This is a genomic window from Christiangramia aestuarii (assembly GCF_009735585.1).
Classification (GTDB): Bacteria; Bacteroidota; Bacteroidia; order Flavobacteriales; family Flavobacteriaceae; genus Christiangramia; species Christiangramia aestuarii.
The window spans coordinates 164,377-184,995 of the sequence record NZ_VJVW01000001.1 but is presented as its reverse complement, the minus strand read 5'-3'; the positions used below and the strand labels follow the sequence as shown (position 1 = coordinate 184,995).

Genomic DNA, 20,619 nt, shown 5'->3' with positions numbered 1-20,619 from the left:
TAACTTCTAATTTTACCCTAAATTATCTTTTATGAGGCAGCACTTAAAAGAATTTCCTTTAGACGTACAGATCAGTTTTCATAAAGTGATCGAGCAGTATAAGGAGGAGTTGGAACAAATTGAAAGCGACATTTCTCGAAAGTATCTGGAAGAAATGCTGGATTATATTTCTGACTATCCAGAGCTCTCTGAGGGATTTGAAGACCTTGAGCTTCTTAAGAAATACAAGAAGCCTATAGATATTTTACTGGATGATCTCTTTCCAGGAATTCTAACCAACAACGAAATAAAAGCTGCTTCCGTACCATTTCATAATATCCTTTTCAATATTTCCAGCAGGCTTAAACAAATCCTGAAAAATGCGGGTGAAGATTTTGAGCTTGAATTCAGAAGTATGGACGATGATCTTGTTTATATTCTTGCCTGTATACAAATATTGAAGCATTATTATGGATACCAAATTGACCTTTCCAGGCCAATTTATTATGATATTCCAGATGAACATGGCATTCGCCGTCATTACCGAGTGGCCATGAATGCCGATTTCGTAGATATCCTTAAAAAGGATGATGCCCCCGAGATCACCCAAAAGGACGTAGACCTGCTTATTCAGAATGTGGAAGACCTTGATCTGTGGAAGGAAAAGATTCCTCCCCACAGCTATATATTCAAAGGTTTTACCATTATCAATCTTACCGATGTCACCGTGGATGATGCTATTTCTGAACTAAAGACCACCTTGCTTTTCGAGGAGATCAATGAAGCTGAGGAGCTCCAGAAACTGCAGGAAATCTTCAGATCTATATATAAGATCCCAGATCTTCGTGTTGGCTTTACGGTCTTTAATCGCCGGGATATGGTTTTTGAAAGGATGGAAAATGAGGATGCCACAAGTTTTATCCTGGATAAAAAACTGGCCAATGACTGCGAAACCGGAATATGTGAACGCGGTTTCGAAAAGTTGGTCGATGAGAACTCTTATTTTACCATTACCAATCTAGATGATTACCTGGAAAAGAATGATAACCTTCTTGCTAAAAACCTGAAGAAGAATAAAGTTAAGAGCTGCCTCTTAGCACCGATCGCGAAGAATGGTAAATTACTGGGAATTCTTGAGCTGGTATCCCAGCGCAAAAATGAGCTTAATAGTATTAATGCTATTAAACTGGATGATATCCTGCCTTATATCGTAAGTACGGTAGAAAGAAATCAGAACGATTTCGAAAACAGGATAAAAGCGGTGATCCAAAGTGAGTGTACTTCAATTCACCCCAGCGTTCTTTGGGTGTTTGAAAAGGAAGCGAAAAAATTCATCAAAGATCTTGATAAAGATGGGCTCGCTTCATTTAAGGATATCACTTTTAAAGACGTTTTTCCACTTTATGGACAAATCGATATCGTGGCATCTTCTGAAGCCAGAAATGAGGCCATCAAAAAAGACCTGCTGGACCAGTTGGATATCATCCTGGATATTATCAGGAAGGCCTACGAGATTGAAGAGCTTCCAATATATGATCAGGTGAAATACAGGATAAGCGATTTTAAAGAAGAGCTTACCAATAAACTTAATGCAAGCAGTGAGCAAAAGGTATTCAATCTCCTGCAAAAGGAGGTGAACCCTTTAATGAGCCATCTCAAGAAACAATCTGAAGAGATCAGGAAGTTGGTTAAGGATTATTCAGATATGCTGAACCCAGAAACAGGTCTGGTTTACAATCACCGCAAGAAATATGACGATACGGTTCAGCAGATCAACAGGACCATGTCCCGTTATATTGATAAAAAGCAGGTGCAGGCACAGGACATATATCCGCATTATTTTGAAAGATATAAGACAGACGGGGTAGACCATAACATGTACATAGGTGCATCCATGGCGAACAAGCGACCTTTCAATAAGGTATATCTATTCAATTTGCGTTTATGGCAGCTAAGTACCATGTGCGAAATGGAAAACCGTTTTTATCAGCTGCAGGAAACGACACCCATTAAATTGGAAGCAGCCTCTTTGATTTTAGTTTACAACAGCACAATGTCCATCAGATACCGCATGGATGAGAAGAAATTTGATGTGGATGGCACCTATAATGCGAGGTACGAGATCATTAAAAAGAGGATAGATAAAGCCTTTATCAAGGGTACCGAGGAAAGGGTGACCCAAAAAGGAAAAATGACCATTGTATATTCTCAAAGCAGTGATGAAAGGGAATACCTGCAATACATCAAATACCTGCAGGCCAAGAATTATTTTGGGGATGAGGTAGAGCTAGTAGAGCTTGAAGATGTTCAGGGAGTGGTAGGCCTAAAGGCCATCAGGGTGAATATCCTTTACTCACCCGATAGTGAACATCCAGAAAAGACCATCAACTATGATGATCTTATGGAAGAATTACATTAGGTAAAAAGATAGAATATAGGCCAGGACAGAAATTACTATCCCAGACATGAATACCGTGTAAGTAAGCCTAAGAAGCATGTACTTTCTATGTAAAACCTTTCCCAGTAAATGTAGATCCATGGTGAGCATTTCGTATACGTAATCCTTGTCTTTTATCAGCTCGTTCATGGCCCATTTAAACTGATCGAAAGGCATTTTGTGGTAATTCCCGAAAAAGAGAAGGTTTACCTCCCTGTTTTTTACCTGTTCCCTTGTGAATTCTCCACTGGTAACATTTGGTCTGGTAGACATAATTGATAGAACAATTGAGGCTACACTGAACAGGATAAGTATAAGGGTTGGTATCAAAAGATGTTTGTTCGAGGCTGCCTCCAGTTTTGGGATCATGTCGGCGATAGCCAGGGAAATAATGATCGCGTTTACCGAAAGCAGGATGTTCGCCTTCGTGTCGGCGATATCACTTAATTTAATATGGTTCCTTAAAGTAGTTCTATAGAGGGTTTGAATACTTCTTTCAGGATTCTCATTTTTATACTTGGCCTTCATACGGGCCTTATGCTCTTCCTTTTTTAGTTTTTTCTCCTGTTTGTTCTTGCTTTCAATAAGATCCAGGAGATTTTCTTCCTTTTTTGGTTTCCAGTTCTTTATCGCATAATCTGTATAATATTTATGTTTTTCAGTAAATACCTGGATATTCTCCTCTAGCCATTCGGCGTTGGTGAATTTTCTGATATTATGGAGTTCCAGTTCCTGTCTTAAGAATTCGCTGGTTTCTTCGAAATACTTCTTTCCAAAATGGGAGGAATCGGCATCTCGAATTATTTTCTCTCCCTGGCACTCAGGAATGGTGGTGAACTTCGTGGCCAGAATATACTTTTTCACCTTTTCGATAAGTTCTTCGGTAGCGTTGTTCTTTTTCAGGAAGTCCTCGGCGATCTCGGCACTTTTCTCTTCGTGACCTTTATACTGATGAATATACCCGGTGTCATGTAGCCATGCTGCCAGCATTAACGCCTCTCCGTCTTTAACATTAATTTCAGAATTATCGATTAATTCTTTAGTACTTTTAGCAACACGCTGTGTATGCTGGTAGTTATGATAAATAAAGGTGTTTGGCAGTTTTTCTTTAAATAATTCTTCAACAAATTTATCAGCTTTCTCTACGAGATTATTCATACATGAAGTTCTTGAATGAATGCCCAAATTACAAAAAAAATTGACCACAATTTTCTATGAAAAAAGTTAAACTTTTTGCCCCACTTTTCACTTTATTCCTAGCTTTTTCTTGTGCAACGGTAGAGCCTAAATATAGGGAGGGGGAGCCTCATTCAGATTTCGGATATCCTGAGAATAAGGAGATTGAAAAATCATTTTATTTAATTGGAGATGCAGGTTATTCTCCACCAGGAGGAACCTCTCTGGGGCTGATAGCTTTCAAGACCTTCCTTGATTCAGTAAACAAAAGAGAGAATTATACCATTTTCCTTGGTGATAATATTTATCCCGATGGAATGCCTCCTGAAGGTTCGCCCGAACGGGAAGCGGCAGAATATCGCCTGGATGCCCAACTTGATGCCATTGAGAATTATCATGGGAAGGTTGTGGTGATCCCGGGAAACCATGATTGGTACAATGAGAAACTGGAAGGCCTGGAACGGCAGAAAGAATACCTTAAAAAGAAATTCGAAGACCAGCTGATCTGGAGCCCGGATATTGGTTGCGGACTTCAATCCATAGATATTTCAGAAAATATACAGCTTATCGTTATAGACTCCCAGTGGTATCTGGAAGATTGGGATAGAAACCCCAAGATCAATGATAATTGCGAGCAGATCAAGACCAGGGAAGCAATGTTCCTGGAACTGGAGTCTGAAATAAAAAAGAACCAGAACAAAACAGTGCTGGTTACGCTTCACCATCCCATTTATACCAATGGAGTTCATGGAGGGCAGTATACGTTCGACAGGCATATTTATCCTTCCCAGAAAAAAATCCCCTTGCCAATCCTGGGGTCGCTGGCTACCCTTATAAGGACTACCGGTGGGGTTTCTATCCAGGATGCTCAAAATAATCGATATAAATCACTGGCAGACAGGATATCGACCATAGCCCAGGGATCAGAGAGGTTGATCTTCGCGTCTGGCCACGAACATTCCCTGCAATATATAGAACACGATAGCGTAAGACAGATCGTTTCAGGCTCAGGCTCTAAAGCCTCTTACGCCACACTTAGCAATGATGGGGTTTTCGCTTATCCGGGGCAGGGGTTTGCTGTACTGGATATTTTTAAAGATGGTTCTTCCTGGGTAAGTTTTTATGGAAATGAAAATAATAAGCCCAAACTTTTATTTCAGAAAGAAGTTTTAGAAACGCCGGTGCCATTTGATTTTAAAGATTATCCGGACAGTTTTCCGCAGACCATGACCACCTCGATCTATAAGGAGAAAGATACCGATAAAAGCACTGTGCATAAGACGGTATGGGGAGAAAGATACAGAGAGCTGTATGGGACAGATGTCACCCTGAAAGTAGCCGACCTGGATACCCTATATGGAGGGCTTAAGGTTGTTCGTGAAGGTGGAGGTCACCAGACAGTTTCTCTGAGAGTAAAAGATAGTCTTGGCCGGGAATATAATATTCGAAGGGTTAGGAAAGACGCGTTAAGATTTTTGCAGAATGTAGCCTTTAAGAATCAGCCGGTAGAAAATAAACTGGATAATACGGTTGCAGAAAACCTGATCACAGATTTTTATACGGCTGCCCATCCCTATGGTTTCCTGGCTATACCTACCCTTAGTAAGGCAGCTGGGGTATACCATACCAATCCAGAAATCTTTTATTTGCCAAAGCAGGAAGCCCTGGGGAAATACAATTCCATACACGGGGATGATATCTATATGATCGTGGAGCGGCCAGAAGAGGGCTGGACCGGTTATGAATCCTTCGGAAATCCAGACCATGATATCGTTAGTACCGCAGATATGATCGAACGTTTACGGCGTGATGAAAAATATATACTGGATGAAACCGCTTATATAAGAGCCAGGATCTTTGATATGCTGATAGGCGATTGGGATAGGCATCAGGACCAGTGGCGCTGGGCCGAGATCGAAGATGAAGAGGGAAACCATTATTTTGAACCTATTCCACGAGATAGGGACCAGGTATTTTCAAATTTTGATGGTGCCTTCTTCGGAACCTTAAGGGCAATCACCGGTTTTGCCAATCAATTCGCGGTCTATGGAGACGATATTAAAGATGTTGAATGGTTCAATATCGCGGCTTTGGGGCTGGACCGTTCTCTTATTCAAAATGAAGGGAAAGAGGCCTGGATAAAGCAGGCTGAATTCATCAAAGAAAATATTACAGACGAGGTAATTGAAGAAGCATTTTCGAAACTTCCGAAGGAGACAAGGGGGCCAGCTTCACAGGACCTTATGGAAAATGTGAAGGGTAGGCGAAATAATATCATCGATATCGCCAGGAGATATTACGACCACCTGGCCAACCTGGCTATTGTAACCGGAACAGATAAGGACGATTTTATAGATGTGCTTAGGCTGGAAGATGGGAATACGAGAGTGACCATTACCCGAAACAAAGACGGTGAGCGTGCCGAAATTTTAAGCGATAAAGTCTATAAGCACGATGAAACCGAAGAAATCTGGGTGTACGGCCTTGACGATGATGATAAGATCCTGGTAAAGGGAGATGGTCCCGGAAAGATCTTTTTACGCGTAATTGGGGGACAAAACAATGATATTTATACCGTAGAAAATGGAAAAAACCTTAAGGTTTACGACCATAAGTCCCTCCCCAATACCATTAAAAAGATAGACGGTGCAAAACTAAGACTTACCGATAATTACGAGATCAATACTTATGATAAGGATAAGAAGACCTTTTCATCAGGATCGATACTTCCTGAAATTGGTTATAATCCAGATTCCGGATTTTCTTTTGGGCTGGAATTCGTGAAATCCATCAATAAATTCAAGCGAAACCCATTCAGCTCGCAGCATTCATTTTGGGGGGAAGTACATTCGGCCACCAATGGATTTGCTTTAAATTACGAGGCCGAATTCGCCAGTATTGTAGGGAATTACAATCTGCAGGTCGGTGCTAACTTTGCCAGTCCCCAGTATTCTGAAAACTTTTTTGGATTCGGGAACGAGACTAAGAATTTCGATGATGAGTTAGGGCTGAGTTATAATCGTGTTGGGTTGAGTGAATATGGGGTAAAGGCCGCACTGGTAAACAAAACGCCATTTGGTAGTTATTTTGGTTTTACTGCCTCCTTTGAAGGTATAGAAGTTCAAAATGAAGACGGCACATTTATTTCAGATGACTTCGTAAGCAACGACCCAGATTTCTTTGACAGGAAATACTTTGCCGGACTGGACGCGATGTACAGGTACGAAAGTTATGATGATCGCCTTAATCCTACCAGGGGAATGCTCTTTGAACTGAATTTAGGAGCTAAGCTGAATACTTCCAACACCAAACGACAGTATGGTTATTTTAAGCCTTATATGGGCTTTTATAATGCATTAACCAGGAATCGTAAACTGGTGATTAAGACTAGGGCAGAAGCTCATATCAATATTGGCCAGGAATATGAATTCTACCAGGCAGCACAATTAGGAGCAGATAGCGGGCTAAGAGGTTACAGGCTGGAAAGATATAGCGGTAAAAGTTCGTTTGGGACCGGAGCGGACCTTAGATACTCCTTCGATACCGTAAAGACAAGTTTCCTTCCATTTCAGCCGGGAATCTATGTTGGTTATGATCTGGGAAGGGTTTGGATGGACTCTCAGAATAGTAAGAAATGGCATGACAGTTACGGAGGAGGGATCTGGATTAATAGTGCCGATGCGATACAGGGGAATTTCAGTGTATTCGCCGGTGAGGAAGGTGCAAGATTCCAGTTTGGAGTGGGATTGAAATTTTAACCTGAACATCCATAAAAAAAGCCCGGTAGAGATACCGGGCTTTTTTTTTATGTTTTGTTTTTTTAATCTGCTTTATTCAGGGTTAAATTGTTCTTGCCAAAATCGAGTGTTCTAATAGGGAATGGAATATTAACTCCTTTAGCGTCATAAGCTTTCTTAATTGCAATAATAGCTTCATGCTGACCTCCCAACAGATCCCTGTTCTTGGTGGCATCTATCCAGAACCTTACCACGAAATTTATGGAACTGTCTCCAAATCCGCTGTAAAGGAATTCAACTTCCTCATTACCTCTTTGAGGGAACTTTTCCTTGATCACCTCCAGGGTAAGGTCACGCACCATTTCAAGATCAGATTCATATCCAACCCCACAATTCACGAATACTCGGGACCTCGATGTGCGACTGAAATTCTTGAATGGCTCTTCCACGATTTTGGAGTTTGGAATCACCACATAGTTATTATCTGATTGTTTGATAACGATGTTTCTAAGATTGATCTCGGTTACCGTACCAGCATATCCATTGGTCTCCACCCAGTCGCCTATCTGAAGCTCCGGAAGGAAGCTTAGGATGAGTCCGGAAAAGGTGTTATTAAGAGTTCCCTGTAAGGCTAGTCCAATAGCCAGACCAACAACTCCAGCACCTGCCAGAACAGAGGTGAGGACTTTATCAAGATTCAATAAACCTAAGGCGATAAAGAACCCGATGAGAATGACGATTGCTTTGATGACCTTTACCGTCATTAAACGGATGGAATCCTGTTTAATGTGGCTTCGGGTTATTCTTTCGAAAATTCGTCCTACGTATTTGGCAATAATTACAAATAAGATAAAGACGATTACGGCTAAAAGAAAATTAGGCAGATTCAGGATTAAAGAATCCAGCCATCCGCCTAATTTATCCCATATGCCTTTAATTGAATCTTGAATATTAAAATCCTGCATATTTTATAGATTGGTTATTTTTTTACCGGTTTATGTTGATCATTGGTTTTCATCTTCCATGCATCTAACATCCAGCTTGTTTTTTCAAGCTCTCTTATGTACGCACCAATAAGGTCGATCGTACCTTCGTCATCAGCTTTATCTGCAAACTCAACCACTTTTCTCATTTGTTTTAGAATTAGGCCGTGATCGTTTAATAGAATCTCGATCATTTTGCTGTCGGTGATGTCAGATCCAGACTCTTTTAAATTAGAATCTTTCAGGTATTCGCTGAGGTTGCTGGTTGGTTGATATCTTAATGTCAGGATGCGCTCTGCGATCTCATCAACCTTTAATTTCGCATCGTCATATAACTCCTCGAACTTTTCATGAAGATCAAAGAAATTCTTTCCTATGATATTCCAGTGAAAATTTCTAAGCTTTTGATAGTAAATATGGTAATCTGCTAATAGTACGTTCAGTTCTTCGACGGTCTTCTTAGTCTTATCTGTATCCAAACCTAAATAATTCATAGTTTTTATTTATCGTTTTTTAATTTTCAATACAAATTTATAATAGTGTTCCTGTTCTGCCAATCTCGCTGGCATATTTAATAGAAGTTTAACTAAGCTTAATCCAAGGTCCTGTGATCTTTAAGGTCTAGTTTTTTCATCATTTTCTTAGATACCTGGCCACTGGAAACACCATAACCGTCTACTAAAATCCCTTTATGATTATTTGAAGTTGTGATTGCATAAAGTATGGCGTTATCGTCAGGGTTACTCATTCCCTCGAACCTTAACACCTTATCTACTTCAAATTCTTCGACTCCGAAGGTTTGATCTTTTGACTTTAATTGAATTTTTTCATCAAGCAGATTAAAGTCTTCCTCATAGCCTTCTTCCAATTTCAATTTATTAATTGCCTGTGATAATGTTCCGTAATCTTTCATTTCATTTGAATTTTAATTCTAAATCAAATTACACTGAAAGGCCCATTTTTACAAATACTTCGGGCTGTTTAGGATAAGTTTAACTCCGGTTAAACAGACTAATTGTTTTTATTTTTTGAACCGAACAGGCCAAGTGGTAATACCAGAAGAAAGAAGAAATACCAACCGGTAACTATCCCAATGATCGTGATGATCGCTGCAATAATATAAAACCAGTAAGATGCAGGTATTTTCATAGCAAATAGATGATTATTAAAATAACGAACAGATATATTAACCAATATGGTTTAAAGTTCAAAGGATCCTTTCCAAACAAAAATTTCGTGACCTGGAAATAGAAATGCCGGTTTTTAGCAATATGATTGTAAGCGTGATCGCTTAAAAATTCGAACCATTTGTGATTCCTGTAATATTCGTGATATGACTTTTTATTAGCATGCCAGAGACTTCGGTAAGCAGAATCGGGACCGCTATAAACCTTTCCGTCTCGTTCTATAAGGCGGCTCGCTTTTTTAAATTCTTTAAGAGGAAAATCGGGAAAGTCTGAAGCCTTTTGCTGATAAGTCTCGAAATTCACCCGGCCTTCAGTTTTTTCCTGCCACCTGGTTTTCCAGAATTTACAGAACCCGCAATCTCCATCCCAGATTAAAACAGGATGGGAGGGAGGATATTTGGTAAATTCGATTTTTTTAAACAAAATTTGCGCTATTCTAAATGGACAGATTAATCCAAAGATTTCTTCAAATCTAAGAATTGTTTTAATTGTGCTATTCAGGATTTTTTTTAACCTTTATGATTAATTCCATTATTCCCTATGAAAAGCAAGATCACCTTAAAGGAACTGGCTAAACTTTTGAATGTTTCTGTTTCCACGGTTTCCAAAGCACTACATGATAGTCCGGAGATAAGTCCGAAAACCGCCGAAAGGGTTAAGGAACTTGCAAAATTACATAATTATAGACCAAACCCGGTAGCGGTAAATTTAAAAAAGAGTAAGACCGGCACTATAGGAGTGGTGATCCCGAATATTTCAAACAACTTTTTCGCCCGGGTCCTTTCCGGGATGGAAGCACAGGCCCAAAAACATGGGCAGCAGATCATAACCTATATCTCGAATGAATCCCTTGAAAGAGAGAAGCAGATCTGTGATATGCTTACCTCAGGATTTGTGGATGGGGTATTGATAGCTGTTTCTGAAGAAACTCAGAAAAAGAATGACTATGAACATTTATATGCCTTACTGGAATATGAAATCCCGTTGGTGATCTATGACCGTATCAATATAGGTCTGCCAACCGATAAAATAGGGGTGGATGATGAAAAAAGCTTTTATGATGCCACAAAGTTTTTTAAGGCTAAAGGTTTGAATAAGCTTGGTCTGGCATCGGCCATTCATCATGTAGGAATTGGTCAGCTCAGGATCAAGGGTTTTGAAAAGGCGATGGAAAGTGGTGGGGAAGCCTATAAAGCTACAAGCACAAAACCTGCCGAACTTAAAAGGAAGATAAGGGAATTAGTCACTTCAGATAGAGTCGAAGCGCTATTATGTACAGATTTTGAAAGTGCAATCATGGCGGCCAGGGTGGCTTATGAAGAAAATGTGGATATCCCACGCGATCTAAAGCTTATAGGATATATAGGAAAGGATGTAGCCGAATTTTTAACTCCTTCTTTGAGCTATATAGAACAACATCCTCAGGAAATAGGCTCTAACGCCGTTGAGGTACTGAACAAACGACTAAACGGGGAATCGCAACCGGGAAAATTCGAAGAAAAGATCATCGCCACAACCATGGTGCATTTGGAATCGACGAGGTTTTGATTCTTGTCCTAGGCTTTCATATATGTCTAGGAATCTGAAGGCATTCAATTAAAGAATTTTGGTTTAGGTTAGAATTTACCATATGTTTTTAGATAGGTTACTAACTTTAATTTTCCTTGAATTTCCAAATCTTCAGCTTGCTGGTAATTTGGTCGGTATAATCTTTTAATTTGATCGGGATTTAATCCTAATGAAAATGGAATCGATCTTGAAACATGATATATCAAATTCATAACCAATTTTGGAATTAAAATTAAGTACTGAGTCTTATTTTTAATTTTGCCAATTATCTTTAAAATATCTTTAATTGAATAATTAGCATTTCCAACAATATTGAGCTTTTTCTGACCTATGGACTTATCAAAAATATACTCCTTCAATAGTCTTGAAGCTTCAAGTAAATAGATGGGACGTAATTCTTGTGATATTTGAACCGGACAAAGATGAATTGAATTCGAAAACCCTGAGTTTATTAATTTATCTATCCCTTCTATTTTTCTAGATCCATAAACTTCAGCCAACCTGAAAATTGTCCAATTGTTAAAATTTTCCTGCAGAAACTGTTCAGCTAGATATTTGGATCTTCCATAAGCTCCACTTTTTGGGCCGGATGCATAAGAGCTTAATAAAATAAACCTGTTTATATTGAATTTACTAGCAATTTTAATTAAGTCCTGAGTATACTTAAAATTGATTCGGTAATAAGGATCCACTTTAAAAGAATGTGTTACTGCCGCAGCATGTATCACCATAAAACATCCTTTCAATACATTTTCAATTTTTTTGATGTCGCTAAGATCTCCATCTATTAAAGTGACATTATCAATATTAATATTATCGGGTTTCCGGCTTAAGCCAATTATTTCATATTCTTCGAAATTAACCAGAGGGATTAAGTTTTTTAGTATTTCAGACGAAATACCTGTGATGAAAACCTTCTTTTTCATTTTAATCCTCTTAATTTGAAAATTAAAAGATTTCGTAAAAACTCTAAGATCGCACTGAACTTTACAAATGATGATCGGCCGTGTAGTTCCTTAAATGTGGTGGGAAATTCGAAAAAAGATACGTTTAGCTTATGAACGTTTAGCATTATTTCAGCATCAATAAACCAATCGTCTGAAGTTAATTCCATTTTATTTAAAACCTCCCGGGTAAACATTTTTGGTTTAGAATTAATATCCTTTGAGTTTATTCCAGGAAATAGTAATTTAAAAAGCCTATTATAGACTTTTGAAATCATTTTTCGGTAAAAACCATCCTCCCGGGTTTCCCTGTAAGTTTTAACCAAGCCATAATTTTGAGTGAGCAGATAGTGATAGCATTTGCTTATTGTATTTGAAGGAAATTGACTGTCCCCGTCAATGACACAAATAATATCACCAGAGGCCTTCTCTAAACCAGATTTCATATCCCAGCCCATCATCCCTTTTTTAGGCTTGCAAATCGCCTTAAAAACCTTGTTGTCTCTGGACAGCCTTTCCACTATATCCTGGGTGTTATCTTTTGTTCCTTCTATATAATTACCAACGAGAATAATTTCAAGGTTTTCAGTTAGGTTCAAACCTAGGTTTTTCACTTCTTCCGCGAATGGAATAATTCTTTCGTTGGAGCGGTAACATAGAATTATAATTGATAGTCGGGGGTTTGACATTAAGGCTAGGATAATATTTAATATTGAAGTTAAAACTACATAATAATTTCCTGATAGAATCCCCCGAAAAGTATATGTTGCTGAATGTATATATTTGTTGCTTTTAATTGAAATTACCTTAGTCTAGATTTATGAATAAAATCCTCTTGAGAAAACCTTTTTTAATCATTTTTTTTGTTCTGGCTAACCTGGTTTTTTGGGGAGGAATGTTTTTCGGCCTGGATTTTACAGATAGTTTCTTTCATATTAATGCCGCTAGGTCCCCCGAGGTGAAAGACCTTTTTTCATCATTCTTTCTTTCCTCTATATTTATCAGTTTTATTGAGAAGTTTTTAGGAGGAGATTTAATTATTTTCCGTCTGGTTAACTCCTTTCTTTTATACTGTTCAGTTTTTTTACCATTTTTATTTGGGAAACAATCAGTCAACCGGATAAACCTATTTTACATAAGTTGTGTTCTACTTTTAATTAGCCCTTTGAATGTAAATATTTTAGGATATGACACATTCAGTGTCTTTTTCATTAGTTTGGTTTTTTCAGCTTATTTAAAATATTTTGTTAGCGATAAAAAAAAATATTGGATTCCCGTTTTATCATTCTTAGTTGCTCTAACAGTTTTTATTAGGCTTCCTAATATCATACTTGTTCCTATTCTTTTTGGTTTCCTATTGATTTATGATAATAAAAAGTATGCTTTTACCTTTCTAATTTTTACAGTTCTATTTACATACTGCGGGTATTACCTTGTTTATAGAAACTTGGAAAGTTTTATTGATTCTTTATATGGTGCAAAAAATCATTCAGTATTCAAACTGACTATCGCGTATTTTAAAGATGCATTAAGTATTATTTTTTATGGAATTTTTATTGGTTGTATTCACTTCATTTACCAACGGTGGAAAGGATTAGGGGGGATTTATCGAAAAAGTCTATTCTTTTTATTGATATCCTTTTTTGTGCTGTTTTTTATTAGTTTTTCGGGTTATTGGAAAAATTATTCCCTTTTTATAACCGCTTTGGTGTTAACCTGGATTGGGTTTACTTTATATAAGGTAAAAGGAATTTCAACAGGTGATAAAATAATTTCTCGAATTTTTATAGTCCTGTTATTCGTTATTCCTTTTGGTTCTAATACTGGGCTGCTAAAAGCCTCCCTTATTTTAGTAATTTTTCCATTTATAATTTCACGATTTGAAAATGAACAAATCTCCATTTTTAAACTAATTCTCATAATATTACTACCCTTTTCTTTACTTGAAAATTTTTCAAAAACTTATGAAGATAGTCCAATTTTACAGGTGACTCATCTCACTAATCTTGAGAGACTGGACCCCATAATGACAACTAATTTAAGGAGTGATTATATAAAATCGATAAATAAGGAGAAGGATAGTTTAGAAAGAGCAGGCTTTGATATTGTATTTTATGGGGATAAAAGTCACTTGTTTAATTATCTGTATCCTTCACAATATTATTCGACTGAATTCAATCAACCTTTAAATGATCTTTCTTTTTTTCAAAAATTAAAGAACAGAAAAGGTTTTTCAAAAACAGCATTGTTTTTAATAGATAACTATCCGGAAGTGAAGGATGAAAAAAGGAATGCTGTCGAAAAGGAACTTCATGATCAGGGTTTCATTAAACAGAAAAAGGGAGTTAATACTTATTTCATTAAAGACTGAAAATATTGTTAGGATATTATTAAGCCTTGATCTCCAAAGCTTTTGTATTTCTATATTGAGAAATCAATATGAGTTCAATGGAATCAATAGTTTCATGTATTAAATTCTGCAGTGTATAGTTATCGTCCTACCAAATATTTGGTTGAACTTAGACTCTAAGTTTTGATACAAGATCAATAAAAGGTTTCATTTTTGTTTTCAGTTTCACAAGACTCCTTAAGTCTTTTTCATATTTTAAAGTTGTTCCATATAACGGCCGTTTCCTTAAATCTCTATTTTCTTGGTCGAAAACGGATCTCAGGAAATTAATCAATTTAACCTCCTGAAACTGGTCTGGAATTTTGTTCTCTCTAAATGCGGGTTCAGATAATATTGAGTTATAGAGCTCATCATCCTGATCGATCTGTTTTACCCTCTGCACTACTTCATCAAAATTTCTGAAATTATGACAATTAATAAATGATTTTGGATTGAAGTCTTTTTCGATCTCAGGATTTCCCCAATAAATCGGGATTGTATTTGAAATAAAGGCGTGCATAATCTTTTCTGTAGTATAACCATTGGCTGAACTATTTTCGAAGGTGATACTAAACTTACATTGTGACTGAAAATTTAACTTTGAATACATCCAGTCTTTTGTAAATCTTCCTCCAATATCCATATTGCAATTATTTAAATGTGCACCCGGGGAGCTAAGCTTTTTATAGTCGCTGAGTTTTTCAAAAAACAGATCCCTGGCAGGATCGGCCTGTGCATTGGCGTAGATGAAATTGCAAAAATATTCTTTAGATTTCAAGTTGTTATTTCTCGAGTCTTTTTGAGAAAGAAGTTGCTCAAATTGATCCCTAATCAGGGCGAAATTCGGAAAACGCATATAGCGATCTTCAAAATTTAAATAATGAAATCCTATAGCATAGTCGCATAAATTAAAATCTGGAACTAAGTTCTCGCCCGTGTAAAAAATTCTTAGGCAATCATAATTTAAAAATTCATTACCATAACAGGAGTAAATCAAATAATCTGGATCTTCCTTATTAATTTCTACACTATATAATTTTGAAAGTATATTATAGAAATAATTATTTCTAGGTTCGAATCCCTTGTAAAAATCAGTGAACCAAATTTTTATCTTTTTCATTAATAGTGATTGACAAATTAATTAGCAATTTCAAAAATTTGGAGAAATACACTAACCGAATACTATTTCCAAATTCCTATATTTGAACAAAATGGCCGACTTAAATAACCTATTTTGCCTATTGTTTAAGTTTGATAAAGCTAATTAATGGAAAACACTTAAAAAAATAAATGTCTCTTAGGAAATTAGCTACAACTGGAATGGTTTGGACATTTGCCGAACAGTTTGGTAATCAAATTGTTGGCTTTGTGATTTCGGTAATTCTGGCGCGCATCCTGTTGCCTGAACAGTTCGGTTTGATTGGAATGATCGCCGTTTTTGTCGCGATTGGCAACGCACTTCTTAATAGTGGACTTAATAAATCCCTAATTCGAGGAAAAGATCTGGAATCTGATGATTTTTCCTCTGTATTCTATTTCAACGTTTTTGCTAGTGTACTGGTATATTTACTGATGTACGTTGCGGCCCCGTTCATTTCTAAGTTTTTTGGTCAGCCTATTCTTATCAATATCGTTCGGCTTTATTGCTTGACTTTTATCATTTCAGGGTTTTCCACTGTTCAATCGGCACGTTTTACTAAAAATATGAATTTTAAAATTCAAACCCTGATCACTATTCCCTCTGCAATTATAGGAGGAGTAACGGGGATCACTCTTGCCTTATTAGGTTATGGAGTTTGGAGTTTGGTATGGTCGTCCCTGGTAACTTCATTAATGAATGCGGTGCAGTTGTGGCTATATTCCAGCTGGTATCCAACTTCGGGTTTTAACCTGGAGAAATTCAAAAAGCATTTTCATTATGGATACAAGCTTACCATTTCAGAATTGCTGGATAGAATCTTTCAGAATGCTTTTTTGATTGCAATAGGTAAATATTTTTCAGCTGCACAGGTTGGATTTTATACAAGGGCAGAGACGATGAATCAGCTACCGGTAAAGAATTTATCCAGAGCTTTGGATAAAGTTACTTTCCCGCTTTTCGTAAAGATTGAAAATGAAGAAAAGCATTTAAAATCTGCATATAAAAGAATTATGTGTACTGTGGTTTTCGTGGTAACTCCGGTGATGATTAGCCTTGGAATATTAGCAGAACCCATTTTCAGATTTTTATTTACAGAAAAATGGCTGCCCGCAGTACCATATTTCCAGGTGCTTTGTGTAACAGGTATTCTCTATCCTTTGCATTCTTATAATTTGAGTGTTATTAATGTAAAAGGAAGAAGTGACCTATTCCTAAAATTAGAGGTAGCAAAAAAAATCCTGATTTTGCTGGTCCTTGTAGTTACTCTTCCTTTTGGTATTATGGCGCTGCTCTATGGGCAGGTTTTTATTTCTATCCTAGCCTTCTTCATAAATTCTCATTACTCCGGAAGATTCCTAAATTACCCGGCTATTAAACAATTGTTGGATATCACTCCTATTTTAATCTTGGCAGCTTTTTGCGGGGTTATTTTATTTATGGTAGATGATTATTTTAAAAATCTAGGCATGAACGACTTCTTCCGGATATTTCTAGGTGTAATGGCAATTGTAAGCTCATACCTTCTGACGGCTAGACTTTTCAAATTTGACAGTTTGTTCGAAATAAAAAAACTTATAACTAATAGATGATCCCAGTAACCAAAACATTTTTACCACCTAAAAAGGAATACATCCATTACCTGGATGAAATTTGGCAGTCGAATCAGATCGCTAACGGGGGCAGTCTGCATAAAAAGTTAACAGAATCATTAAAGTCTTTTTTAGGAGTTGATCATGTGATTCCTACTGCCAACGGAACCTTGCCTTTACAAATTGCTTTAAAGGCTTTGGCCGGCAATGGAGAGGTTATTACCACACCATTCAGCTATGTGGCCACAACTAGCTCTATTGTTTGGGAAAATTGCACTCCAGTATTTGTGGATATCCATCCGGAATATCTTACGATTGATGAGACCAAGATTGAAGAAGCTATCACTAAACGCACTACGGCAATCCTGGCGACCCACGTTTTTGGGAATCCTTGTAATGTTGAAGCTATCCAACAAATTGCGGATAAATATCAAATTAAGGTAATTTATGATGCAGCGCATTGCTTTGGGGTAAAATATAATGGAGCTAGTATATTTAATTATGGCGATATAATTACCTGCAGTTTTCATGCTACAAAATTGTTCCATACTGGTGAAGGAGGAGCAATGTTCTGTAAGGATTTGGAGCTTTATAAGGAACTGTTTTACAGACATAATTTTGGTCATGATGGCCCGGAAAAAATTCAGGGTTTAGGTATTAATGCCAAGATGAGTGAGCTGCAGGCTGCTATGGGATTGGCTGTATTTCCCCATTTACCTAAATTAATTGAAAAGCGAAAAAGTGTAATTAAGGAATATGATTCTTTATTGGATTTTTCAAAAATTCGAAGACCAATTTTAAGGGAGAATACAGATTGGAATTACAGTTATTATCCTGTAATTTTTGAGTCGGAAGAAATCTTATTGAAAATAGTAAAAGAGCTGAACAATAAGGATATTTTTCCTCGCAGATATTTTTATCCATCGCTAAGCAACTTGCCTTTTATCACAATGCAAAAAATGCTCATTTCAGATAACATTTCCAAGAGGATTTTATGTCTACCGCTGTACCATGACCTGGTTAAAGAAAAGGTTAGTCAAATTTGTACCTTAATCAATAATGATTAAGGATAAATTGTTTCGGATAGTTTTGGGAATTCTTTAAGATTGCTTTTAAGTTTCGTTAATCGAGAAATTTTATATTTGCCAATTCCAAAATGTTAAAATTTCTACATCTTGATTACTGAGTCTCAGAAAGAGAAAATTTCCAAATCAAAAATACTAGTTACCGGAGGAGCAGGTTTTATAGGATCTAACCTTTGCGAAATCTTAATTGAGTATGGAGCAGAGGTTGTTTGCCTGGATAATTTTGCAACTGGTTATAAAAACAATCTAAAGTCAATTATAGACCACCCAAATTTTCTTCTTATTGAAGGTGATATTAGGGACCTATCTACCTGTTTGAAAGCCAGCTCAGAGGTTGATTATATATTTCATGAAGCGGCATTGGGATCTGTTCCGAGGTCGTTAAAAGATCCTATTACAAGTAATGAGGTCAATGTTTCAGGATTCTTGAATATGTTGGTGGCAGCAAGGGATAATGAGGTTAAACGATTTATTTATGCTGCAAGTTCTTCAACTTATGGTGATTCAGAGAAATTACCCAAGGTTGAGCATGAAATTGGTAAGCCACTTTCTCCATATGCTATAACTAAATATGTAAATGAACTATATGCAGATATTTTTCATAAGTCATACGGATTAGATACTATAGGTTTAAGGTATTTCAATGTTTTTGGAAGAAAACAAGATCCTAACGGTGCTTATGCAGCGGTAATTCCAAAATTCGTGATGCAATTTATGGATCATGAAAGTCCTGTGATTAATGGAGATGGAACATACTCGCGAGATTTCACTTACATAGATAATGTTTTAAAGATGAATCTTTTGGCTCTTGTTTCAGATGATGAAAGTTCCTTGAATCAGGTTTATAACACAGCTGTTGGGGATAGAACCAATTTAGTAGAGTTAACCCAGCTTTTAAAGAAATATCTTTCTGAATTTGATCCCGAGATTGGAAAAGTGGAAGTCAAACATGGTCCTAATCGACCAGGGGATATACCTCACTCTTTAGCGTCTGTAGATAAAGCTGAAAAATTACTGGGTTACAAGCCTACTCATAAAATTCAGGATGGACTTAAAGAAGCAGTTCATTGGTATTGGGATAACTTGAAATAAAAAAATAAGAATATACTTTAGTTTATGAATAAAAAAATCGCTGTAATAGGCCTTGGATATGTTGGTTTGCCATTGGCAAGATTGTTCGCAACAAAATATTCGGTAGTGGGTTTTGATATAAATAAGGAGCGTGTTGAAGAATTACGTACCGGTACAGATTCTACTCTCGAAGTAGAAGACGATGTTCTTCAATCTGTTTTGAAAACGAAAAATGATAATTCTAATGGCTTGTATTGTTCAGCAGATTTAGAGGATATCAAGGATTGTGATTATTTTATCATAACTGTCCCTACACCTGTAGACAAAAATAATAGGCCAGACTTAACACCATTATATAAAAGTAGTGAGACTGTAGGTAAAATCCTGAAGAAAGGTGATATAGTGATCTATGAATCTACGGTTTATCCTGGTGTGACTGAAGATGAATGCGTTCCGGTTCTTGAAAAATTTAGTGGTCTTAAATTTAATGAAGACTTTTTCGTAGGTTATTCCCCGGAGAGGATAAATCCTGGAGACAAGGAGCATACTGTAGAGAAAATTCTCAAGGTAACTGCCGGATCTACTCCAGAAATTGGTGAGAAAGTTAATGATTTATATGCTGAAGTTATAACTGCAGGTACACACTTGGCTCCTACAATAAAAGTTGCGGAAGCGGCCAAAGTTATTGAGAATTCACAGCGAGATATAAATATCGCCTTTGTAAATGAACTGGCTAAGATATTCAACATGATGAATATAGATACTCAGGCAGTTTTAGAAGCTGCAGGGACAAAATGGAATTTTCTTCCTTTTAAGCCAGGTCTTGTTGGTGGCCACTGTATTGGTGTAGATCCTTATTATCTTGCTCAGAAGGCTCAGGAGATTGGATATCATCCTGAAATTATTCTGGCAGGTAGACGGATGAATGACTCCATGGGGCAATATGTTGCAAGCGAAGTTGTAAAACTAATGCTGCAAAATGATCTTAAGGTTAAGGGAGCTGATATACTCGTTCTAGGGATAACTTTTAAAGAAAATTGTCCTGATGTTCGTAATACCAAGGTGGTAGACGTCGTAAAGGCTTTAAAGGAATACGGAGTTAATATAACCATATATGATCCTCTGGCTAAGCCATCTGAGGTTAAACATGAATATGGGCTTGATACCACGTCAGAGTTGCCTAAAGCTAAGTTTGATGCGGTGGTGCTTACAGTTGCTCATAGGGAATTTAATAATTTAGACCTTGACAATTTAAAATCAGATAAAGCGGTGGTATATGATGTAAAGGGGGTGCTTGGAGACAAATGCGATCGTAAGCTTTAAAATTAAGAA

The 20,619-nt window shown here is 37.0% G+C and carries 17 protein-coding genes; 8 read left to right on the top strand and 9 right to left on the bottom strand.

Features of this window, described 5'->3' with window-relative positions; all coding sequences use genetic code 11:
* The first annotated feature begins 31 nt into the window (after nucleotides 1–31).
* The gene (locus FLP08_RS00765) at nucleotides 32–2,398 is read left to right on the top strand and encodes a GAF domain-containing protein (RefSeq protein WP_156273043.1); all 2,367 of its coding nucleotides are present in this window, start codon (nucleotides 32–34) and stop codon (nucleotides 2,396–2,398) included.
* On the opposite strand, the gene FLP08_RS00760 is transcribed toward FLP08_RS00765, so the two are convergent.
* Entirely contained in the window at nucleotides 2,390–3,574 is a 1,185-nt protein-coding gene (locus FLP08_RS00760) for a Pycsar system effector family protein (RefSeq protein ID WP_156273041.1), read from the bottom strand. The two genes, FLP08_RS00765 and FLP08_RS00760, sit on opposite strands and share 9 nt — an antisense overlap.
* A gap of 56 nt (nucleotides 3,575–3,630) precedes the next feature.
* Between FLP08_RS00760 and FLP08_RS00755 the strand changes: the two genes are divergently transcribed.
* The gene (locus FLP08_RS00755; protein WP_156273039.1) at nucleotides 3,631–7,350 is read left to right on the top strand and encodes a metallophosphoesterase; all 3,720 of its coding nucleotides are present in this window, start codon (nucleotides 3,631–3,633) and stop codon (nucleotides 7,348–7,350) included.
* Between the two features lie 62 nt (nucleotides 7,351–7,412).
* On the opposite strand, the gene FLP08_RS00750 is transcribed toward FLP08_RS00755, so the two are convergent.
* The 5 genes from FLP08_RS00750 to FLP08_RS00735 form a co-directional block, all read right to left on the bottom strand.
* A complete protein-coding gene (locus FLP08_RS00750; RefSeq protein WP_156273037.1) occupies nucleotides 7,413–8,294 on the bottom strand; it encodes a mechanosensitive ion channel family protein in 882 nt (293 codons plus the stop codon).
* A gap of 14 nt (nucleotides 8,295–8,308) precedes the next feature.
* Nucleotides 8,309–8,806 carry a Dps family protein gene (locus tag FLP08_RS00745; protein ID WP_156273035.1) on the bottom strand — a complete coding sequence of 166 codons (498 nt, stop codon included), beginning with the start codon at nucleotides 8,804–8,806 and terminating at the stop codon, nucleotides 8,309–8,311.
* 98 nt (nucleotides 8,807–8,904) lie between these two features.
* The gene (locus FLP08_RS00740) at nucleotides 8,905–9,225 is read right to left on the bottom strand and encodes a phosphoribosylpyrophosphate synthetase (RefSeq protein ID WP_156273033.1); all 321 of its coding nucleotides are present in this window, start codon (nucleotides 9,223–9,225) and stop codon (nucleotides 8,905–8,907) included.
* 98 nt (nucleotides 9,226–9,323) lie between these two features.
* Nucleotides 9,324–9,461, bottom strand: a complete 138-nt coding sequence (locus FLP08_RS16400; protein ID WP_202912739.1) for a hypothetical protein — start codon at nucleotides 9,459–9,461, stop codon at nucleotides 9,324–9,326.
* Nucleotides 9,458–9,922 (bottom strand): thiol-disulfide oxidoreductase DCC family protein, encoded by a 465-nt coding sequence (locus FLP08_RS00735; RefSeq protein WP_156273031.1) that lies wholly within the window; start codon nucleotides 9,920–9,922, stop codon nucleotides 9,458–9,460. Before FLP08_RS00735 ends, FLP08_RS16400 begins: the two co-directional genes overlap by 4 nt.
* A 117-nt stretch (nucleotides 9,923–10,039) precedes the next feature.
* On the opposite strand from FLP08_RS00735, the gene FLP08_RS00730 reads away from it, so the two are divergent.
* Nucleotides 10,040–11,047, top strand: a complete 1,008-nt coding sequence (locus FLP08_RS00730) for a LacI family DNA-binding transcriptional regulator (protein WP_156273029.1) — start codon at nucleotides 10,040–10,042, stop codon at nucleotides 11,045–11,047.
* Between the two features lie 68 nt (nucleotides 11,048–11,115).
* Here FLP08_RS00730 and FLP08_RS00725 read toward each other — a convergent pair whose 3' ends face one another.
* Together FLP08_RS00725 and FLP08_RS00720 are read right to left on the bottom strand one after the other, a co-directional pair.
* Entirely contained in the window at nucleotides 11,116–11,994 is an 879-nt protein-coding gene (locus FLP08_RS00725; RefSeq protein WP_156273027.1) for an NAD-dependent epimerase/dehydratase family protein, read from the bottom strand.
* Nucleotides 11,991–12,701, bottom strand: coding sequence for a glycosyltransferase family 2 protein (locus FLP08_RS00720; RefSeq protein WP_156273025.1), 711 nt, complete (start codon nucleotides 12,699–12,701; stop codon nucleotides 11,991–11,993). Before FLP08_RS00720 ends, FLP08_RS00725 begins: the two co-directional genes overlap by 4 nt.
* Before the next feature lie 131 nt (nucleotides 12,702–12,832).
* On the opposite strand from FLP08_RS00720, the gene FLP08_RS00715 reads away from it, so the two are divergent.
* Nucleotides 12,833–14,383, top strand: a complete 1,551-nt coding sequence (locus FLP08_RS00715; RefSeq protein WP_156273023.1) for a hypothetical protein — start codon at nucleotides 12,833–12,835, stop codon at nucleotides 14,381–14,383.
* Nucleotides 14,384–14,531: 148 nt separating this feature from the next.
* Here the strand turns inward: FLP08_RS00715 and FLP08_RS00710 are convergent, their stop codons facing one another.
* Complete coding sequence (locus FLP08_RS00710; protein WP_156273021.1) at nucleotides 14,532–15,521, bottom strand: glycosyltransferase family 10 domain-containing protein; 990 nt, start codon at nucleotides 15,519–15,521, stop codon at nucleotides 14,532–14,534.
* Nucleotides 15,522–15,691: 170 nt separating this feature from the next.
* On the opposite strand from FLP08_RS00710, the gene FLP08_RS00705 reads away from it, so the two are divergent.
* From FLP08_RS00705 to FLP08_RS00690, 4 genes are all read left to right on the top strand, one after another.
* Nucleotides 15,692–17,131 carry a lipopolysaccharide biosynthesis protein gene (locus tag FLP08_RS00705; RefSeq protein WP_156273019.1) on the top strand — a complete coding sequence of 480 codons (1,440 nt, stop codon included), beginning with the start codon at nucleotides 15,692–15,694 and terminating at the stop codon, nucleotides 17,129–17,131.
* On the top strand, nucleotides 17,128–18,198 hold the full coding sequence (locus tag FLP08_RS00700) for a DegT/DnrJ/EryC1/StrS family aminotransferase (protein WP_156273017.1): 1,071 nt from the start codon (nucleotides 17,128–17,130) through the stop codon (nucleotides 18,196–18,198). Before FLP08_RS00705 ends, FLP08_RS00700 begins: the two co-directional genes overlap by 4 nt.
* Before the next feature lie 108 nt (nucleotides 18,199–18,306).
* Entirely contained in the window at nucleotides 18,307–19,308 is a 1,002-nt protein-coding gene (locus FLP08_RS00695) for an SDR family oxidoreductase (RefSeq protein ID WP_156273015.1), read from the top strand.
* 24 nt (nucleotides 19,309–19,332) lie between these two features.
* Nucleotides 19,333–20,610, top strand: a complete 1,278-nt coding sequence (locus FLP08_RS00690) for a nucleotide sugar dehydrogenase (protein WP_156273013.1) — start codon at nucleotides 19,333–19,335, stop codon at nucleotides 20,608–20,610.
* The last annotated feature ends 9 nt before the right edge of the window (nucleotides 20,611–20,619 follow it).

Coding starts and splice junctions, on each gene's coding strand:
- FLP08_RS00710 (WP_156273021.1), bottom strand. CDS start 15,521: ATGAAAAAGATAAAAATTTGGTTCACTGATTTTTACAAGGGATTCGAA.
- FLP08_RS00755 (WP_156273039.1), top strand. CDS start 3,631: ATGAAAAAAGTTAAACTTTTTGCCCCACTTTTCACTTTATTCCTAGCT.
- FLP08_RS00705 (WP_156273019.1), top strand. CDS start 15,692: ATGTCTCTTAGGAAATTAGCTACAACTGGAATGGTTTGGACATTTGCC.
- FLP08_RS00725 (WP_156273027.1), bottom strand. CDS start 11,994: ATGAAAAAGAAGGTTTTCATCACAGGTATTTCGTCTGAAATACTAAAA.
- FLP08_RS00715 (WP_156273023.1), top strand. CDS start 12,833: ATGAATAAAATCCTCTTGAGAAAACCTTTTTTAATCATTTTTTTTGTT.
- FLP08_RS00700 (WP_156273017.1), top strand. CDS start 17,128: ATGATCCCAGTAACCAAAACATTTTTACCACCTAAAAAGGAATACATC.
- FLP08_RS00760 (WP_156273041.1), bottom strand. CDS start 3,574: ATGAATAATCTCGTAGAGAAAGCTGATAAATTTGTTGAAGAATTATTT.
- FLP08_RS00730 (WP_156273029.1), top strand. CDS start 10,040: ATGAAAAGCAAGATCACCTTAAAGGAACTGGCTAAACTTTTGAATGTT.
- FLP08_RS00740 (WP_156273033.1), bottom strand. CDS start 9,225: ATGAAAGATTACGGAACATTATCACAGGCAATTAATAAATTGAAATTG.
- FLP08_RS00765 (WP_156273043.1), top strand. CDS start 32: ATGAGGCAGCACTTAAAAGAATTTCCTTTAGACGTACAGATCAGTTTT.
- FLP08_RS16400 (WP_202912739.1), bottom strand. CDS start 9,461: ATGAAAATACCTGCATCTTACTGGTTTTATATTATTGCAGCGATCATC.
- FLP08_RS00720 (WP_156273025.1), bottom strand. CDS start 12,701: ATGTCAAACCCCCGACTATCAATTATAATTCTATGTTACCGCTCCAAC.
- FLP08_RS00690 (WP_156273013.1), top strand. CDS start 19,333: ATGAATAAAAAAATCGCTGTAATAGGCCTTGGATATGTTGGTTTGCCA.
- FLP08_RS00745 (WP_156273035.1), bottom strand. CDS start 8,806: ATGAATTATTTAGGTTTGGATACAGATAAGACTAAGAAGACCGTCGAA.
- FLP08_RS00750 (WP_156273037.1), bottom strand. CDS start 8,294: ATGCAGGATTTTAATATTCAAGATTCAATTAAAGGCATATGGGATAAA.